This is a genomic window from Leucobacter sp. 1207-22 (genome assembly GCF_052850455.1).
On record NZ_VXCR01000003.1, the window covers coordinates 206,407 to 223,265 of the forward strand.

The 16,859-nt window shown below is 60.2% G+C and carries 12 protein-coding genes; 7 read left to right on the forward strand and 5 right to left on the reverse strand.

The window, feature by feature from the left end:
* Positions 1–181 precede the first annotated feature (181 nt).
* Both FW756_RS06685 and FW756_RS06690 read left to right on the forward strand, forming a co-directional pair.
* Positions 182–7,522 carry a DUF5979 domain-containing protein gene (locus FW756_RS06685; RefSeq protein ID WP_446429381.1) on the forward strand — a complete coding sequence of 2,447 codons (7,341 nt, stop codon included), beginning with the start codon at positions 182–184 and terminating at the stop codon, positions 7,520–7,522.
* Between the two features lie 194 nt (positions 7,523–7,716).
* Complete coding sequence (locus FW756_RS06690) at positions 7,717–8,136, forward strand: TIGR02611 family protein (protein WP_446429382.1); 420 nt, start codon at positions 7,717–7,719, stop codon at positions 8,134–8,136.
* A gap of 80 nt (positions 8,137–8,216) precedes the next feature.
* Here the strand turns inward: FW756_RS06690 and FW756_RS06695 are convergent, their stop codons facing one another.
* Both FW756_RS06695 and upp read right to left on the reverse strand, forming a co-directional pair.
* Positions 8,217–8,918 (reverse strand): winged helix-turn-helix domain-containing protein, encoded by a 702-nt coding sequence (locus tag FW756_RS06695; RefSeq protein WP_446429383.1) that lies wholly within the window; start codon positions 8,916–8,918, stop codon positions 8,217–8,219.
* Between the two features lie 359 nt (positions 8,919–9,277).
* Complete coding sequence (upp, locus tag FW756_RS06700) at positions 9,278–9,910, reverse strand: uracil phosphoribosyltransferase (RefSeq protein ID WP_446429384.1); 633 nt, start codon at positions 9,908–9,910, stop codon at positions 9,278–9,280.
* A 17-nt stretch (positions 9,911–9,927) separates the two neighbouring features.
* On the opposite strand from upp, the gene FW756_RS06705 reads away from it, so the two are divergent.
* The gene (locus FW756_RS06705; protein WP_446429385.1) at positions 9,928–10,416 is read left to right on the forward strand and encodes a nucleoside deaminase; all 489 of its coding nucleotides are present in this window, start codon (positions 9,928–9,930) and stop codon (positions 10,414–10,416) included.
* 23 nt (positions 10,417–10,439) lie between these two features.
* Here the strand turns inward: FW756_RS06705 and FW756_RS06710 are convergent, their stop codons facing one another.
* Positions 10,440–11,402 carry a cation diffusion facilitator family transporter gene (locus FW756_RS06710; protein ID WP_446429386.1) on the reverse strand — a complete coding sequence of 321 codons (963 nt, stop codon included), beginning with the start codon at positions 11,400–11,402 and terminating at the stop codon, positions 10,440–10,442.
* Between the two features lie 185 nt (positions 11,403–11,587).
* Between FW756_RS06710 and FW756_RS06715 the strand changes: the two genes are divergently transcribed.
* Positions 11,588–12,775 (forward strand): winged helix-turn-helix domain-containing protein, encoded by a 1,188-nt coding sequence (locus FW756_RS06715; RefSeq protein ID WP_446429387.1) that lies wholly within the window; start codon positions 11,588–11,590, stop codon positions 12,773–12,775.
* Positions 12,776–12,784: 9 nt separating this feature from the next.
* Positions 12,785–13,636, forward strand: a complete 852-nt coding sequence (proC, locus tag FW756_RS06720) for a pyrroline-5-carboxylate reductase (RefSeq protein ID WP_446429388.1) — start codon at positions 12,785–12,787, stop codon at positions 13,634–13,636.
* A 51-nt stretch (positions 13,637–13,687) separates the two neighbouring features.
* On the opposite strand, the gene FW756_RS06725 is transcribed toward proC, so the two are convergent.
* Both FW756_RS06725 and FW756_RS06730 read right to left on the reverse strand, forming a co-directional pair.
* Positions 13,688–14,353, reverse strand: coding sequence for a potassium channel family protein (locus FW756_RS06725; RefSeq protein WP_446429389.1), 666 nt, complete (start codon positions 14,351–14,353; stop codon positions 13,688–13,690).
* Positions 14,346–15,719: a TrkH family potassium uptake protein gene (locus tag FW756_RS06730; protein WP_446429664.1), complete on the reverse strand. Its 1,374-nt coding sequence runs from the start codon at positions 15,717–15,719 to the stop codon at positions 14,346–14,348. The genes FW756_RS06725 and FW756_RS06730 overlap by 8 nt, the downstream gene beginning before the upstream one ends.
* Positions 15,720–15,880: 161 nt before the next feature.
* Between FW756_RS06730 and FW756_RS06735 the strand changes: the two genes are divergently transcribed.
* Both FW756_RS06735 and FW756_RS06740 read left to right on the forward strand, forming a co-directional pair.
* On the forward strand, positions 15,881–16,339 hold the full coding sequence (locus FW756_RS06735; protein WP_446429390.1) for an ArsR/SmtB family transcription factor: 459 nt from the start codon (positions 15,881–15,883) through the stop codon (positions 16,337–16,339).
* Positions 16,340–16,438: 99 nt separating this feature from the next.
* Positions 16,439–16,537, forward strand: coding sequence for a 30S ribosomal protein bS22 (locus FW756_RS06740; protein ID WP_005504750.1), 99 nt, complete (start codon positions 16,439–16,441; stop codon positions 16,535–16,537).
* Positions 16,538–16,859 lie beyond the last annotated feature (322 nt).

Consider the following 16,859-nt stretch of genomic DNA (forward strand, 5'->3'; position numbering starts at 1 on the left):
CAACATGAATCCCGTGCGTGTCGAATTCCGGCTGATGAAAGTCACATATTCATTACATAACCTGTTCATATTGAGCGACGGGTGTTACTTTGGGCCGTGTGTGCCCTGAAAACAATCAGGGAAGAGCCTGAGATATTGCCGAATTCCCAGGCCACACGAAGGAAAGTGGACGGGGAGTTCCATGGCATCACCAAAGGTCAAGAAATTCCGAGCCAAGATTGTGGGCGCGCTGACCGCGTTGCTGACGATCGGGCTGGGAATGGGCAGCATCGTGCCCGCATACGCTGCGGAGCCGCCGATTACCTTTACGGTATCGGCGATCGACCTCAACACCGGCTGGCCGGTGACAGAGGTGGAAGCTGGGGCATCATTCACCTACATGGGAAGCGTTGGCTGCCCTGATCCTGCTGGTTGTGGTCCGACCACGATGACGTTTGAATTCCCTGACGAAGTGCGCTTCGACGAGAGCGGATTCGTTACTCCTCAGGGCGCTGAGAAAACCTTTACGGGTGCAGTCAACGGTAAGGGTGGCACGCTCAGCGTGACCTGGCCAAACCTTGGCGGCACTGACATCGTGTATGTCCCTGCGAAGTTTGATGCTGATCTTGATGCGAGCCTGAACGGCTCAAAGCACACGGCCATTGCGTCGCTCGCCGCTGACGAAGCAAAGATCGATCAAGAGTTCACGGTTGACCTCCGTGTCTATGGTGTGCCCTTGGTGGCTGCGCAGAAGGTGACCTGGGAGGGTGCGCCTTTTGAAGAAGGTACGCGTGCTGACGGCAAGCTCGTCATGACCGCTCGCACAGACGCGAACGCACCGAGCGAATTGAGTTTCATCCTGCCCAACGGTGCGACCATTCCCTCGAACGCGATCGCAGTGTCGGAAGCGTTCGACCTGTCGAAGATCGAACTGAGCCAGAACCCCGCTGGCGCAGAGGTCTACTTCACACTTGCTGACGGAACGATTCTTCCTGTTCAGACGCTTGCGGCAGGACAGACAACCGTCGATGCGCCAGCAGACGTCGTGGGCTACACCGTGCGTGTCGCAGAGATTCCGTCACGTGCGACTGCTCCCGAAGCAGCAAAGCGCACGGTGACCGTCACTGGCCACTACAAACTGCGTGACAAGACGCGCACCGACAACGCACGTATCGTAGACCCGACGACGGGTAAGCGAGCGGTTTACGCCTCAATCGACGTTGTCGACAAGGTTGCCGATGCAGAGCCTGGCAAGAGTGCCACTGATCTCCGCACCGCGCAGGCAAGCACCGATGTCACTGCGCTCCTGCCACAGGTCACCTCAAAGGTGACTTGGACGACCGACTCGGGCGACAGCACGAGTGTCTATGAGTCCGGCGAAGCTTCGACCGTCAACGTTGAGTTTGCAAACGAGGGAACTCCGCTGCTCGAGCAGTTGCTGATTACGATTCCCACCGGAAACGTCAACTACTTTGATTACACCGATCTCACTGCCGTACCGAACATCACGTTCCCTAAGGGTGCAACCGGTGCCAAAATTCAGTACACCTATGGGGCCGCTGGCCAGGGCGCGATCCACGATTTTGCTCCGAACGGGACTGTACCTGGACCAGACATGGACTTGGCAGAAGACGGAGTAACTCCACGCACCCTGGGTGAAATCACCGGTGTACGTGTCGTGTTCACCGCTGCGACCGCTGGCATGGACGGCGGCATCAAGGTTGGGGAGCCAGGCGCAGGCAAGATTGAGCTGCCAGGTAAGCTTCGGAACACCCTTCGCTCCACAGGCGCTGCAATTGAGGCACCCGCTGCGAACCCCGGTGAGACAAATGTGCGCGTGAACGCACTGATTCAGGCTCAGTCAACGACGCAGACTTCGACGACTTACACGTCGCAGAACGCGACACTGACGCTTATTAAGCCGCAGTTTGATGTGAGCCTGTCAAAGCGCTTTGGTGATGGAACTGACACGACCGTCTACCCGCTCACCGGTGTAGCGAGTGCTGGCGACTTCTATGACAACACGAAGCCGCAGGACGAGCAGGTCTTCCGAGATCACAAAATGAAGTTTGTCATGCAGACAAAGACGAGCGAACAGGCGACTGAAACTCAGGGCGCAAAGGAACTTGTCATTTCTGACCCCAGCACCGCCCCGACCGTGGCGAATCTGAAGGATACCCCGTTCAACGTGATGAAGTTCACCGCGATCGATCCGACTCCGGTGGTCTGCCGCACACCTGATGCGCAGGGAACGGTGGTTCCGACGACGACGACTCAGACAGTTTGGCTGCTTGATGAACTGGCGAACCCCGGGTCTGTCACGCAGGTCGCACTTGCCGATATTACGGCTGCTGACTTTGAGCGTGTGGTTGGTTTGAACATTCGCGTGACTCCTGCAGACGGTGCCGAGCGATTGCCTGTTGCCGTTCGCTGTGAAGCGGGCGATGACACGACTGTGAAGTTCCGCCTGAATCGTGTCAATGACAAGATGATGGTGTCGCCGTCGACCATTGGCGCGGCAGAGACCCCTGGTCTTTTGGCTCAGGGTAACGGTGCGACGCTTGGAACCGGCAAGAACACGAAGACAGCAACAGGTGCTGACTCGTTGTTCCTCGTTGACCTTGTATACGCGACCATGTACAAGCACTACGCAAAAGACGCGAAGGCGTACGGCGTGCAGGGCCAGAACAGCCCGACTGGGTTTGTGATTTCGGCAGTTCCGCAGGGTGATAACCCAGTCGAACTTCGCATGCAGGACTTCTCATCTGCCGTGAACGGCGCGAAGCAGGGTCTCGATGTATTCGCTCTCACGAAGGTACGTGATGCGCGAGTTGGTCCAGACCAGCAGATGACGATCCGCTTCACCGATAGCGCAGGTGCCCCTATTGGCCCTGAGGGCAAGGTTGAGGCCAGCACTGAACTTGAGGGTGTGCAACTCACACCAGAAGCAATTGAGAACTCACAGAACCCTGATTACCTCGCATTCCAGAAGGTTGAACGAGAAATTACCTGGGACCGTGAGTGGACCGATGGCGAGATGGCAAAGGTTGCTGGCGTCGACGTGCGTGTGAAGCGCGCGGATCCGGCTGTGGAACTGCAGGAGTACGGTGCAGCGTCAATCGTGCTCGACATGCAGCTGCGATCGCACTACCTCACCGATCCGTCAACTGAGATCGTCGGCAACCCCTCCGGTGTTGACTATTACAACTACGCAAAGACAAACACGCGAAGCGCCGGGGGAACCTGGTCGGATGAGCGTGAGAGCCGCCAAAAGTTCAAGGTCTTTGCGACCACTGAACTCTTTGGCAATTCGGTTGCGACCTGGACGGATGTGAATCCCACCTATCGTTACCTCGTCGCGAAGAACCAGACGCCTTCGCAGCTCGTGCTTGACGCGTCGAACCGCACCGCAGTTGGCGTTGCGAACGTTGATCCCGAAAACCAGTGGGAAGCAACCGGTAGCGTCGGCGTGGGTGCAGAATCGCTGACTGTGACCGCCAATGGAGCGGCCGCAGACGGGCGCAACCCGTTCGCGATCACTGACTTCATGGGTATCACTGAGATCCGTTGGCCTTACCGTGACGGCGCATCTGCGGTGTCGCCGACCCCGGCGGATCGTGTGGCTGCGAAGATCACGTACACCTTCGCTGATGGCACGACCGAGACGATTGATGCACCTGTGGGCGCAGACATCGCTGATCTCAACCCAGACGAGAGCAAATGGCCAGACGTCGTTGGCGTTTCGGCTACTTGGCACGAAGCTGGCAAGTTCATCGGTATTGACCGACCGAATATTGCAAACCACGCACGTCTCGCGTTCCGTTCAGATCTGCTCGATTACGTGCACGACGGATTCGATTACGAGTTCGAGGTGGGCGATCCGAAGACGCTCGTCTCGGGTGAGAGCATCGATGGTGCGATGGATAACGGAGATCAGACCGTTCCACAGAAGGCGACATTCGACAGCAAGGTGAAGCTCGAACTGACTGGCGTTCCTTCGAAGGAAGAGACCGTTGTGAGTAACCGCATCGGTATCGATCCGGAGACCCACTCAGTGAGTGTTGCCGCTTCGGTTCCGACAAACCAGCGGATCTACCGTGACCTTGCTGGCACACAGAATGCCCGCTGGTCGGTAGAAGTCCTCAACCAGAGCAACGTCTCGGTGTCGAGTCTCTGGCTTGCCACCGACTGTGAGCTGCTGTCAAGCGCGCCAGACTGCGCAACCGGTCCCGACCGTTCGCTGTGGCCGCAGGGCACTCCTGCCGGATACCAGGTGAAGCCAGGATCCGCGTTTGATGCGTTCGATGTCACCGCCGCGTATCTCAGCCTGCCCCGTGGTGCAGTCACTGCGACCGCATGGGCACTTGGCGAAGACGGGAAGTGGACCGACGCAATGGAGGTTACCTCGGTGACACCGTCGCCAAACGGTCTCACCGCCCTCACCTTGCCGATGACTGGTGACGGTCCGAAGGCTTGGGGAGAGGTCATTGGCTTCCGCGTCCAGTTCGACGGTGACGAGTCTAAGCGTCAGCGTATCGACCGTGCACTCAACGGTGACTCAGGCGAGCTCGTGCTCGATTCGCAGCTGCGACAGACGCTGCGATCGGACGCGAACGAAAAGGCGCCAGCGACTGACCTTCCGACTGGTAAGGACGGCTGGGAAGTTCCAGGCTCGGTCGCAGGCACCTCACATGTCGGTGCCAAGCCGGGCACTGGTGGACCATACGCCAAGGCAGACGAGTTCATCACCGTTCGCGCTGGCACGCCTTCACCGAAGTCGGAGAAGTTCGTGAACAACCCCGCCGTGAGTACCGCGACTTCGATCGTCGCTTACCCCGGTACCTGGGTTGACTTCCACATCCGAATCACGAATGCCACTGGTGCAACGAGTAACCTCTACGATCTCGCGATCGTCGATGAGTTCCCGTCGCAGCTGCGTTACAACCCAAGCGCTCCGAACTACGAAGCGCGTGTGGTCTCGGCGCCGTCACGACCTGGATTCAACACTCCGAAGATGGACATCGCGGATGGGCGGATCAAGGCAACGTGGACGAATGGCGAAGTACTGAAGCCGGGTGAGAGCATCGTCGTGAAGGTGCCGCTCATGGTCACTGATGGTCTCCCCGCGGGTGACCGAGTGAGCAACAAAGCCTACGTACAGGGCACCGGTATCGAGGGTGCACTGAGCCCAGGTGCATGTGTTCCATCGGCGGGTGCACCACACAGCTCATGTACGTCGACTGCGACAGTGACCTCACTGCGTACCGACCGAGTGCGTGTCGAGTCGTACCTTGATGCTTCGGCAAGTGGTGCGGAAGAGCCCGACGGAACCGTGTGCAAGCCTGCACCAGCGGATCCGGCAGAGTTCGACCCTGCAGTGCACTGCCCAAGCAACTGGCTGCAGTCGCCTTGGGAGGTCCTGACGACAGTCGGTAACACTGACACCTACCGTCTGAAACTCATCAACTCCGGCAACATTGCGTTGACTGAGATGCGTTTCGTGAACGGTTTGCCGTTCGTGGGCGATCAGGGCGTTGTGCTGAACTCGACACGCGATTCGAAGTGGGCTCCGACACTCGTTCCTGGCTCCGTTTCGGTAGTCACAGGTGCGGAGCTCGGTGGCGCTGGTGCTCGAAGCGACGCTCAGATTGCGAACGGTTCGTTCCGCTACACCTCGGCAGACAAGCCGTGTTTCCTGGATCCTGACGCATTTGGCAGCATGAAGACGCTTGACTGTGCACAAGGAACCTGGACCGCTGATGACTCGGCAGCAGGTGGCCCGGTGCGCGCATTCGGTGGCGACCTGACGTTCCCTGCTGACAAGCCACTCAAGGGTGGCGAGTACGTCATCATCGAGTTCAAGGTCACCGTGCCCGCGACGAGCAACACCAATAAGCTCGCGTTCAGCTCTGCTGCACTGACTGGTCGCCAGAACAACGGCAGCACCTGGCTGCCAGCGAGTGAGTCGTTCCAGTCTGGTCTTCGCACGAAGGACACCGCGATGACGCTTACCAAGCAGCTCACCGCTGACGAGGTCTCGAAGTGGCACCTGAAGGCCACAGGCTTCGACGTTGAACTCGCATGTGTTGCGCCTGATGGCACGGCGTTGGCGCCAATCAACGTCCAGTTCGATGGAATTCCAACGCTTGATGGCAAGGTCAGCAAGACCATCACCGGCCTGCCAATTGGCGGTACCTGTGCGGTGACTGACGAAACGTACGAACCCAACGCCACCACGGCGGCGGATCAGTACGGTAAGCGTTCGACATTGGATGACGCAAAGACCGGCTTCGACTACGCGACGGATCCGCAGGATCCGATCACGTTGGTTCCGTTCGAGTCAGACGATGCGCAAGCACCGACCCCGAAGGAAAACGTCATTGGCGTGACGAACACCTTCGTGGAGTCTTCGCTCACGGTTGGTGTGGAGCTTGCGGGCGACGCAACCAACGTGATCCGCCCAGATGATGAGTTCAAGGTCGATGTGACGTGTGACTTCGGTGACACGACGAAGAAGTTCGATTCGCTCATGATCAAGGCTGGCGAGACGAAGCAGGTTGAGGGGCTGCCGGTCGGTGCAAACTGCTCGGTTACTGAGACGGATGCTCGTGGTGCTGAGCCGGTCACGGCGAAGTACGACGGTGCAGACACCGCGCTCGATGCGAACCGCACCGCCAAGGTTGTCACGATCGAGCAGGGCAACCACACGGTTGACTTCTTGAACACCTTCAACGCTGGTGGTGACCTTACCGTCACGAAGAAGATCGAACTGCCGAAGTCGGGTCTTGCTGCGGGTGACGCAACACTCGTGACGAGCTGTGTACTCGGTGGTCACGAGCTCGAGCTTGGTGATGACGCTACGAAGACCCTGAGCTTCGGTGCAGGGGAAACTGAGAAGGCGTTTACGATCAAGGGCATCCCGACCGGCGCTGAGTGCACCGTGAGTGAGACCGACGCCGGTGGCGCGAATGTGCCAGCCCCTGACCGTACGGTCACCATCCTGCAGCAGGACGAGGTATTCGTTGAGATGCTCAACGTGTTCACCCCGGCGACGCTTGAGGTCACCAAGGAACTCGCTGGTGCGGGCGCCAAGGAGAGCCGAGTGCCCGGCAAGTTCGATGTCCGCGCAACCTGTACTCGTGACCTCACGGTTCAGGGTGAGCAGGTCACCGTGACCGACCATGACGCAGTGTTGGCACTCACGCCGGGTGCACCGCTCAGCGTGACTCAGCTGCCGGCTGGCTCACAGTGTGAGGTGACGGAACCGTACGCTTACGGTGCCGAGAAGACCACCTACGCATCGCTGACTGCTGGTGTTGAGAACCAGGCGGTAGAGACCGAGGCTGCGCTCGTGAAGCTCGCTGAACCTGACGCGAACGACAACGTGGTTCCCACGCAGGTCGAGGTCACGAACAGTTACAAGAAGACTGAAGGACTCGTGAATACGGGTGGCATTGCACTACCAATTGGTGCGGCGCTGGCGCTGATCCTCGTCGGACTGGGTGTCGTGATTGTTCGCAAGCGACGTGCGCGAGAAGCATAAGCGGATAGCGCGGTAACCGACCGAGCCCCTGGCCTTCCCACTCTCGAGTGACGAAGGCCAGGGGCTCGTCTCATTGCCCGGAGGCCCGCGAGCGGACAGGGTGAGGCGCCGCCACCGAAGGCGCTTCCATGAATGCGCTGGGAACTCTGCGCAAAATGCGGTGACGCGCAGCTTTGTTTCGTATGCTAGCGAGCATGAGCAACCCGTATTCGCACGACGCAGAGCGCGCCCAGCGAATGGGCCACCCGTTTCTGAAGAAACTCACGTCGTTGCGCACCCGCATTCACTCGCGACCGGTGCTCGGCTTCTTCTACCGCCTGCTCGTCGGGTTGGTCGGTGGCGTGCTCATACTGGCGGGTCTCATCATGCTCATTACCCCTGGACCGGGCTGGCTCACCATCTTCATGGGCCTCGCGGTATTGGGCTCAGAGTTCAAGTGGTCGCGCACACTTCTGCTGTGGCTGCGACAGAAACTCACGCGCATTTGGGAACGCGGCAAGATCATCAAGCGTGCCCGCAGTGCCAAGCGCGCGGAACGCCGTGCCCAGCGTGATCGTAATCGACAGAGCGCACGGGGCGCATCGGGCGCGTCGGGGCACAGTCAGGCCGCGTAGCCGACCCGCGTGTGCGCGGATCGACGCCGTAGCCTCAAGCGCACGACGACGCTGTACGTCGTGCGCGGCCATGCCCCTGCTTAGAAGCGGTCGGGGCTGGGACCAGCTGCGTGCAGGATCGAAACGTCTGCGTGACGGTCGAACCGGTAGCCAATTCCACGCACGGTGCGGACGATGTCCTGGTACTGGGCAAGCTTCACACGGAGACGACGGACATGCACGTCAATCGTGCGCTCGCTCGGAACCTCTTCGGCGGGAGCGTCAGCCCAAAGTCCCTCGATGATCTCGTCGCGGCTCACGGTACGACCCTCGCGCAGTACGAGGAACTGCAGAAGCTCGAACTCACGGAAGGTGAGAGTTGCGGGGGTGTTGTCGAGCAGTACACGTCCGCGCGAGAAATCGAGGATGACGCCGCTCTTCGCGCGGTCCTGTTCTGCGGCAGCAGCCTGCTGGCGACGAGCCTTCGCTGATGGATCTCCAAGTGCGAAGCGAACGACGTCAACGTCGCGGCCACCGGTGCCCTCGGGAGCGAGTGCCACTGCTGCGTAGGTGTCTGCTGCCGGAGCGAGACGATTCACGAGGTGCTTGATTTGGTTGACGATGTCGCTGATCTGCGGATCGTTGGAGTTGAGCTTGTCCTCCGAAAGACCGACGTAGAGTGCGAAGCCTCGAACCTCGGTGCCCTCTGGGAGCGAACGCGTCGGCTGCGGCGCGATGTTTGCTGCAAGGTCGGGGCGAGCGGTGCGGAGGGTGGTGGGAGCTGCGTTGCTGATGGTAGCCATGATGATGCTGAGTCCTTAAAGGGTGCCGAAACGGCGAGAAGATGTCGAGAATAAAGGGAGCGACCCGGAATGAACATCGGGTTCGCAGAGTGCGCGCTAAAAGTAAGAAAAAGTCTTAGCTGCACATTCGACAACGCATGACGCCAGCCATCATCATGCCGCGACGCCCGAGGATTACCTCGCAGGCGGATACGGAACTGGTGATGTCATGCATAAGCCAAAGTATAAGCAAACTTCGGCGGTTGACACAAGTAGTAATCTTCTTGCGGTGTGACGGGCGGAACATAGAAAACGGCGATACCCCGCAAATTCTGCGTGATATCGCCGTTCGTCAGCCGAGGGCTGAAGGCTTGTCGTGCTTACGCGGTGCCGTACAGGCGGTCGCCAGCATCGCCAAGACCAGGGACGATGAATGCGTTCTCGTCAAGGCCCTCGTCGAGCGAAGCAAGCACGAGGGTCACGTTGCGGTCGCCAGCGACCTCCTTGATCTTCTCTACGCCCTCGGGAGTGCCAAGTACGCAGATTGCGGTGACATCGTCTGCACCGCGGTCGAACAAGAACTCAATTGCTGCGGCAAGCGATCCACCGGTGGCAAGCATGGGGTCGAGCACGAAGCACTGACGTCCCTCAAGCGAATCGGGAAGGCGCTCTGCGTAGGTCACTGGCTCAAGCGTTTCTTCGTCGCGAGCCATGCCAAGGAAACCGACCTCTGCGGTTGGGACCAGCTTGACCATGCCCTCCAGCATGCCGAGACCAGCGCGCAGAATAGGGACGATCAGCGGCAGCGGCTCGCTCAGGCGAACGCCCGTGGTCTGTGCGACCGGGGTCTGAATTTCCATGGGGTCGACACGAACGTCACGGGTCGCTTCATACGCGAGGAGCGTCATGAGCTCTTCGATGAGAAGTCGGAAGGTCGGCTGAGGCGTCTGCTCCTGTCGCAGCACAGTGAGTTTGTGCGAGACGAGCGGGTGATCTGCAACGATAATGCGCATACGCCTATTCTAAACGTGTGACTGCGATTCAGACCTCACAGATTCCGGCATCGGCAGATGAATCTGCTGCGATGCAGCTTGCGCTTGAGGCTGCACGTGAGGCTGGGGCAGCAGGGGAGATCCCTATTGGCGCGATTGTGCTTGGCCCAAACGGAGAGGTACTTGGCACCGGACGCAACGATCGCGAGGCAAGTCTCGACCCGACCGGGCATGCTGAGGTGGTGGCGATCCGCGCCGCTGCGAAGCAGCTCGGAGATCGCATGCTCACCGGGTGCACGCTCGTCGTGACGCTTGAACCATGCGTGATGTGCGCAGGGGTGATTTTGGCGGCGCGGATCCCCCGAGTCGTCTTTGGGGCGTGGGACGAGAAGGCCGGAGCCGTTGGCAGTGCATACGACTTGCTGCGTGATGGGCGATTGCCGCATCCCGTGCCCGAGGTTGTTGCGGGCGTACGTGCAGACGAGTGCGCTGCGCTGCTCGAAGCCTTCTTCGCAGCGCGGCGCTAACCTCGCGGTGAACCCGCGGGCGGTTAGTCGCTCGAAAGCATGACGACCGAGCTCGTGGTCGGTGCGGTCGCGTTGGGATCGAGCCACACGTCGGGCTCGATATAGATCGTGTGGGCGGCGGGGACTGCTGCGCGGATCCGCCGCTCTGCAAGATTCACAATGACCGAGATCTCACGCGCGGTGATTTCAGGCGCCACACTGATCTTTGCTGCCACGAGGAAGCGGTCGGGATCGACGTACAGCGTCTTCATGTGGATGATGCGCTCGACATCGCTCGAAGCTAGCAGCGCTTCTTCAATCTTCTGGACATCTTCGGAGCTGGCGCCCTCACCAACAAGCAGGCCCTTGATTTCTACGCCAAGTACCACGGCAACGGCGACGAGCAGCACACCGATGAAGATCGTTGAAATGCCATCGAAGATGCTGTTTTCGGTGATGACTGTCAGGCCAACACCGAGGAATGCAATGACGAGGCCGATGAGGGCTGCGAAGTCCTCGAGCAGCACGACAGGCAGCTCAGGAGCCTTGGACTTACGAATGAAACTGACCCAGCTCTGCTTGCCCTTCAGTGGACGGCTTTCGCGAACTGCCGTGCGCATGGAGAACGACTCAAGAATGATCGCGATACCCAAGACGGCGAGTGGCAGCCACCACATTTCGAGTGGGTGTGGGTCGCGGATCTTCGATACGCCCTCAACGATTGAGAACACGCCACCGATTGAGAACAGGATGATCGCGACGACGAAGGCGTATACGTATCGCACGCGACCGTAGCCGAAGGGATGTTCGTCATCTGCGGGCTTTGCAGCGCGCTTGCCACCGATTAGGAGGAGGAGCTGGTTGCCGGAGTCGGCTAGGGAGTGCACGCCTTCAGCGAGCATTGCTGATGAACCCGAGAAAATCCAAGCGACAAGCTTCGTGATCGCGATACCGAGGTTCGCAAGAAAAGCCGCAATGATCGCCTTGTTGCCGTGGGAAGCACTCACCAGATTCCTCCTTGGTGTCCGTGACACGTGTGCCGATAAGTCTACGCGCGCGGGATGCACTTTCGGGAGTACGGGGTGAAGACTGGTGCGCTAGTCAGAAACAGCGGTGGTTGTGCTTGCCACAGCTGCAAGGTCCGAAGCACCCCGTCAACCGAGATGTCGGTGGTCAGCCTTAGGGTTGGGGCATGGCTGATTTTTCGTCTGCGCAGGCTCGTCGCATCGCGCTCGCCGCACAAGGGTTCAGTGGTGCGCCCAGGCTGAAGAAGCGGCGCCCCTTTGATGCTGCGCTCGCGCATCTCGGGGTGTTGCAGATCGACTCGGTAAATGTCTTCTCGCGTAGCCATTACATGCCGATGTTTTCGCGGCACGGTGGGTATGACCGGGATGCATTTGATGGGCACCTGTGGGGCAGTGGCGAGTTCACCGAGTACTGGGCGCACGAGGCTGCGCTCATTCCGATCGCAGACCGGCCGCTGTTTCAGTGGCGTATGCGTGAGTTCGAGGCAAAGCATCGCGAGCGGGCTGTGCCGCTCGCGCGCACTATCGACCTGGTGAGAGATCAACTTGCCGCTGAGGGTCCGCAGCTCGTGCGTGAGCTCGAGTCAGGCCCGCGTGAGAAGCGTGGCCCGTGGTGGGATTGGAGCGACACGAAACAGGCCGTGGATATCCTCTTTGCTGCAGGCGAGGTTGTTGCGGCAACCCGCGAGGGGTTCCAGCGTCGTTATGCGCTTGCAGAGCATGTGCTCCCCGGCCATGCGCTCGAAGACTGCACACGTGAAGATGCACAGCGTGAACTGGTGAGTCGTGCCGGGCGTGCGCTGGGCATCGGTACGCTCGCTGATCTCGGTGACTACTATCGGCTCAAACCGAAGGACGCCGCGCATGCGGTGCGCGCGCTTGAAGACGCAGGTGAGCTCCTGCCAGTCACCGTCGAGGGCTGGGTCGACAACGCCTGTAAGCCGCAGGCCGCGTGGCTGCACCGCGACGCCCGCATCCCCTCACGGCTTGCGCCACACGCGCTACTCACCCCCTTCGACCCGATGGTATGGTTCAGGCCGCGAGCAGAGCGAATGTTCGACTTCCACTACCGAATCGAGATTTACACCCCAAAAGAGAAGCGAAAGTACGGCTACTATTGCCTCCCGCTCATGGTCTCTGGGCAGCTCGCAGGTCGCATAGACCTGAAAGCGGATCGTGCAGCGAAGAACCTCCTCGTACAGGCGGCCTGGCAAGAGCCTGGCGCTCCGGTGCATACGGCCGAAGTTGCTGCCGAGCTCCTGCAGCAGGCCGCAGACTGGCACGGGCTTGAGCGGATCGTGTCGAGCGGTATCGGAAACCTCGCACTACCGACCAGTGTCGGTGGTCAGTCCTAAACTGATTGCATGAGTGCAGCCACCGAAGTTTCATCGTCAGCAGTTCGTGTCGCAATGCTCGGGTCGGGCTCCATGGGCGGTGCGATCCTTGCGGGGCTGCAGAACCCCGAGTCCGGCGTCGCGACCCCTATTGAGGTCACGACCCGCAGTGCAGCGAGCGCAGCGGCTCTGGCGAACGCCCGAGTGCACGCAGTCGCACTCGACGACAATGCAGAGGCCAACCGTCTCGCGGTCGCTGATGCCGACATCGTCGTGCTCGGTGTGAAGCCGTGGTTGATCGTTGAACTCGCAGGTGAAATCGCTGGTGCGGTGAAGCCCGGCGCGATCATTGTGAGCGTTGCCGCTGGTGTCACTGCCGAGCGCATCGAGGCACAGCTGCCAGACACCGTCTCGGTTGTTCGCGTGATGCCCAACACTCCGTCGACCATCGGTCTCGGCGTTGCAGGCATTGCGGCTGGTAGCCGCGCAACCGACGCAGAGGTGACTGCGGTCGCGCGACTGTTTGAGACCGTTGGCTCGGTAGTGATCGTCGACGAGTCGAAGATCAATGACGTCGCTGCGGTGTCTGGCTCAGGCCCCGCATACCTGTTCTACTTCACCGAAATGCTTGAGGCAGCCGCACGTCGTCGCGGCTTTGGCGACGCAGACGCACGCACGCTGGCATACGAAACGGTCATCGGTGCTGCAGCGCTGCTCAAGCACAGCGGCGAAGACGCGGCAGAGCTGCGTCGACGCGTCACGAGCCCAAAGGGCACGACCGAGCGCGCGATCGAGGTCTTCCAGGCCGCTGGCTGGGACGACGTGTTCGACCGAGCGCTCGCCGCAAACGCGGCACGCTCAGTCGAACTTGAGCAGGGCTAGCGCAGCAGGGCGGTCGGTCGCGTGGAGCGGCCGACCGTGATCCGCGCCCCGCTAAGCGATAGCTGCGAAACGCTCGACATCGCTCGCAGACCCCGACACGATGATGAGATCGCGGGGCGACACGACGGTGTCCTGCGTTGCGTGCGTGAACGGCTGACCCGGCGTCTTCACACCGACCACCGTCACGCGGTAGCGGGTGCGCACACCGCTGGCTTCGAGCGACATACCGCGGATCGAGCGCGGCGGGTACATCTTCGCGATGACGTAGTTGTCATCGATCTGAATGAAGTCGAGCATCTTGCCGCTGAGTAGGTGCGCGACGCGTTCGCCAGCCTCACGCTCAGGGTAGATGACGTGATTCACGCCAATGCGCTCAAGAATCTTGCCGTGTGAGGCAGAGATAGCCTTCGCCCAGATCTGGGGGATGCCGAGATCAACAAGGTTCGCCGCAATAAGTACACTCGATTCGATCGAAGCGCCGGTTGCGACGACTGCGATCTGAAACTCGTCCGCGCCAATCTGGCGTAGCGCCTCCATCGAACGTGCATCAGCCTGCACCGCGTGGGTGACACGGTCCGACCACTTCTGCACGAGGGTCGGATCGGTATCAACCACGAGCACTTCGCGGTCCTGACGGTCGAGCTGACCCGCGGTTGCGGCGCCAAAGCGGCCGAGCCCGATCACCAGAACGGGGGCGTCATTTCGAATATCAACCAACGATTGGCCTTTCCTCGGGGTAGCGGAAGAATCGGGGGCTGCTTGTGGCAGCGACAGCCGCGGCAAGGGTCACGGTGCCAACTCGGCCTGCCCACATGGTCGCCGAGAGGATGTATTTTCCTGAGTCTGGCAGGTTTTCAGACAGACCGGTACTCAACCCACAGGTGCCGAACGCAGAAATAACCTCGAACATCACCTGGTCTTGCGGCATCTTCGTGATGTGCATGAGCGAGATCGTCGAGATGAGCACGATCGTCGCACCCCAAATCAGGACCGAAACCGAGACACGCAGCACCTCGTTCGGGATGCGGCGCCCGAAGGCTTGCATGTCGTTGTATCCGCGGGCTTCAGCGTAGGCCGCAATAAATAGCACGGCGAGGGTCGTGACCTTGATGCCGCCGGCGGTAGATGCGGATCCGCCACCCACAAACATGAGCATGTCGATGACGAGCCGCGTTGAGCCCTCCATCTCCATCGGGTCGATGATGCCGAGACCGCCGGAGCGGGTCATGATCGACATATACAGCGTCGTGAACGCCGAATGGCCGAAGCCATCTGAGCCGAGGGTGCGAGGGTTCGCCGCTTCCAGGCTGCCAATGAGGATCCAGCCAAGGATGATGAAGACCAGGGTCGCAGTGAGCGTGAGCTTCGTATGCAGCCCGAGGCGCTTGTGGGATCGCCAGCCCCGATCAGTGAGGTAGTGGTACAGCGCGAAAATGACCGGGAAGCCGATGCTGCCAAGGAAGACACCAATGGCAAGTACGCTCAGCAGGTAGTAGTCGTCGAGGAACGGGTCGAGACCGTCAGCCAGCGGCACGAAACCGGTGTTCGTGAATGAGGACGCCGCGAGGTAGAAGCCGTTCCAGAGGCCAGACCAGAAGTCGAAACCCGCTGCGATAAGACGAGGCGTGATGAGGAGTGTCAGTGCTGCCTCGATAAGCAGCAGGCTCACCGCTACGGCTCGCAGCAGGCCGCCAATATCGCCGAGGCTGATGGCCTGGCTCTCAGAGGCGCCGCGGCCGGTGCGCAGCGGATTGGTATCACTCGCGGCAAGCAAGCGCTGACGCAGACCAAGGCGGCGAGTTACCGTGAGCCCCAAGAGGCTTGCGATCGTGAGGACGCCCACGCCGCCAATCTGGAGACCAATCAAGATCATGATCTCGCCAAAGAGCGACCAGTGTGTCGCCATGTCGACAGTCGACAGGCCCGTCACGCAAATCGCCGACACAGCCGTGAAGAGTGCGTCAGCGAGAGGAGTGATTGTGCGAGTTGCGCTTGATATGGGAAGCGCGAGGATCGCTGTCCAGGTAAGGGTCAGCCCCGCGAACACCATGATCGCGAACCGTGCTGGTGAGGTGTGCGCCATTGCGCGGAACCACCCCTGGCCGGACTGAGGCTTGGTCTGCTTCAGCCGCACCGTACGTGCGCTCAACATTCCTTCTTTCATGGAGCTGCCTGGTCAATCGACACTCATAGTTTCCAAACGATGTTGTCATGGTACACATCAAGCGGGATACCCTAGGGTTTATGCCTGATATTTTTGGAGTCATCGCTGACGCGACACGGCGGGATATCCTGCAGGTGCTGCTTGAGCGGCACCTCCGGGATAGCGAAATCAGTGTGTCCGAAATTGTGAGCCAGCTTGAGATCAGCCAGCCAACAGTTTCAAAGCACCTGAAAGTTCTACGTGACGCAGAACTCGTCACCGTGCGCGAAGAGGGTCAACACAGATTCTACTCGCTGCAGCCGGAGCCTCTGGAGATGATCGAAGACTTCGTCATCCCCTTCCTGTCTGCCGGTTTTGAGACTGAAGTTACCGTCGAATACCGCGATGAAGAGGGCTCACTTCTCGCTGACCCCGAGGGGCTCGGTGAAGAGGTGCTCCCCGAAGAGGCAGCTGCCGCTGCCGAACGGATTGGCCGTGCTGCAGCCAAAGCCGAGCACCGAGTGAAAGAGCTCGTTGCGCGGTTCAAGTTGCGCGGCTGAGAGTTTCCAATTCGCGCAAGCGCTTTGCGCGATATAAGATTAGTGTTTTGTGGGCCGCTGTCGGTCCCGCACGATAATTCAATTTTTGTGAGGTAACCGATGGGTTCAGTCATCAAGAAGCGTCGTAAGCGCATGTCGAAGAAGAAGCACCGCAAGCTGCTTCGTAAGACGCGTCACCAGCGTCGCAACAAGAAGTAGTCGACGCGCCGCAGGCGCGATCGATGTGAGGTCCCGAGCTTTCGAGCTCGGGACCTTCTTCTATGTGTGGGGTCTTTGTGTGTTGGTGTTGCGCGTTGTGACGCGCTTTGTGCGGTGCATTGCGCGACGCGCGTTGGCGTTGGTGTTGCTCGGTGCGTGTTGCGCGGAGCCCGACCCGTCGAGACGGGGTGTTGCCTGCGAAACACGGCGTTCTTTGCGCATGAAAGGCCCCGTTTGGGCAGAAGCGGGCGTTTTCGCGGGGTTGGGTGACTTCAGCGGTCGCGGGGCGGTCGCGGGCTGCTCGTGCACTGCGTTTCGGGCA

Coding starts and splice junctions, on each gene's coding strand:
- FW756_RS06685 (WP_446429381.1), top strand. CDS start 182: ATGGCATCACCAAAGGTCAAGAAATTCCGAGCCAAGATTGTGGGCGCG.
- FW756_RS06690 (WP_446429382.1), top strand. CDS start 7,717: ATGAGCAACCCGTATTCGCACGACGCAGAGCGCGCCCAGCGAATGGGC.
- FW756_RS06695 (WP_446429383.1), bottom strand. CDS start 8,918: ATGGCTACCATCAGCAACGCAGCTCCCACCACCCTCCGCACCGCTCGC.
- upp (WP_446429384.1), bottom strand. CDS start 9,910: ATGCGCATTATCGTTGCAGATCACCCGCTCGTCTCGCACAAACTCACT.
- FW756_RS06715 (WP_446429387.1), top strand. CDS start 11,588: ATGGCTGATTTTTCGTCTGCGCAGGCTCGTCGCATCGCGCTCGCCGCA.
- proC (WP_446429388.1), top strand. CDS start 12,785: ATGAGTGCAGCCACCGAAGTTTCATCGTCAGCAGTTCGTGTCGCAATG.
- FW756_RS06730 (WP_446429664.1), bottom strand. CDS start 15,719: ATGGCGCACACCTCACCAGCACGGTTCGCGATCATGGTGTTCGCGGGG.
- FW756_RS06735 (WP_446429390.1), top strand. CDS start 15,881: ATGCCTGATATTTTTGGAGTCATCGCTGACGCGACACGGCGGGATATC.
- FW756_RS06740 (WP_005504750.1), top strand. CDS start 16,439: ATGGGTTCAGTCATCAAGAAGCGTCGTAAGCGCATGTCGAAGAAGAAG.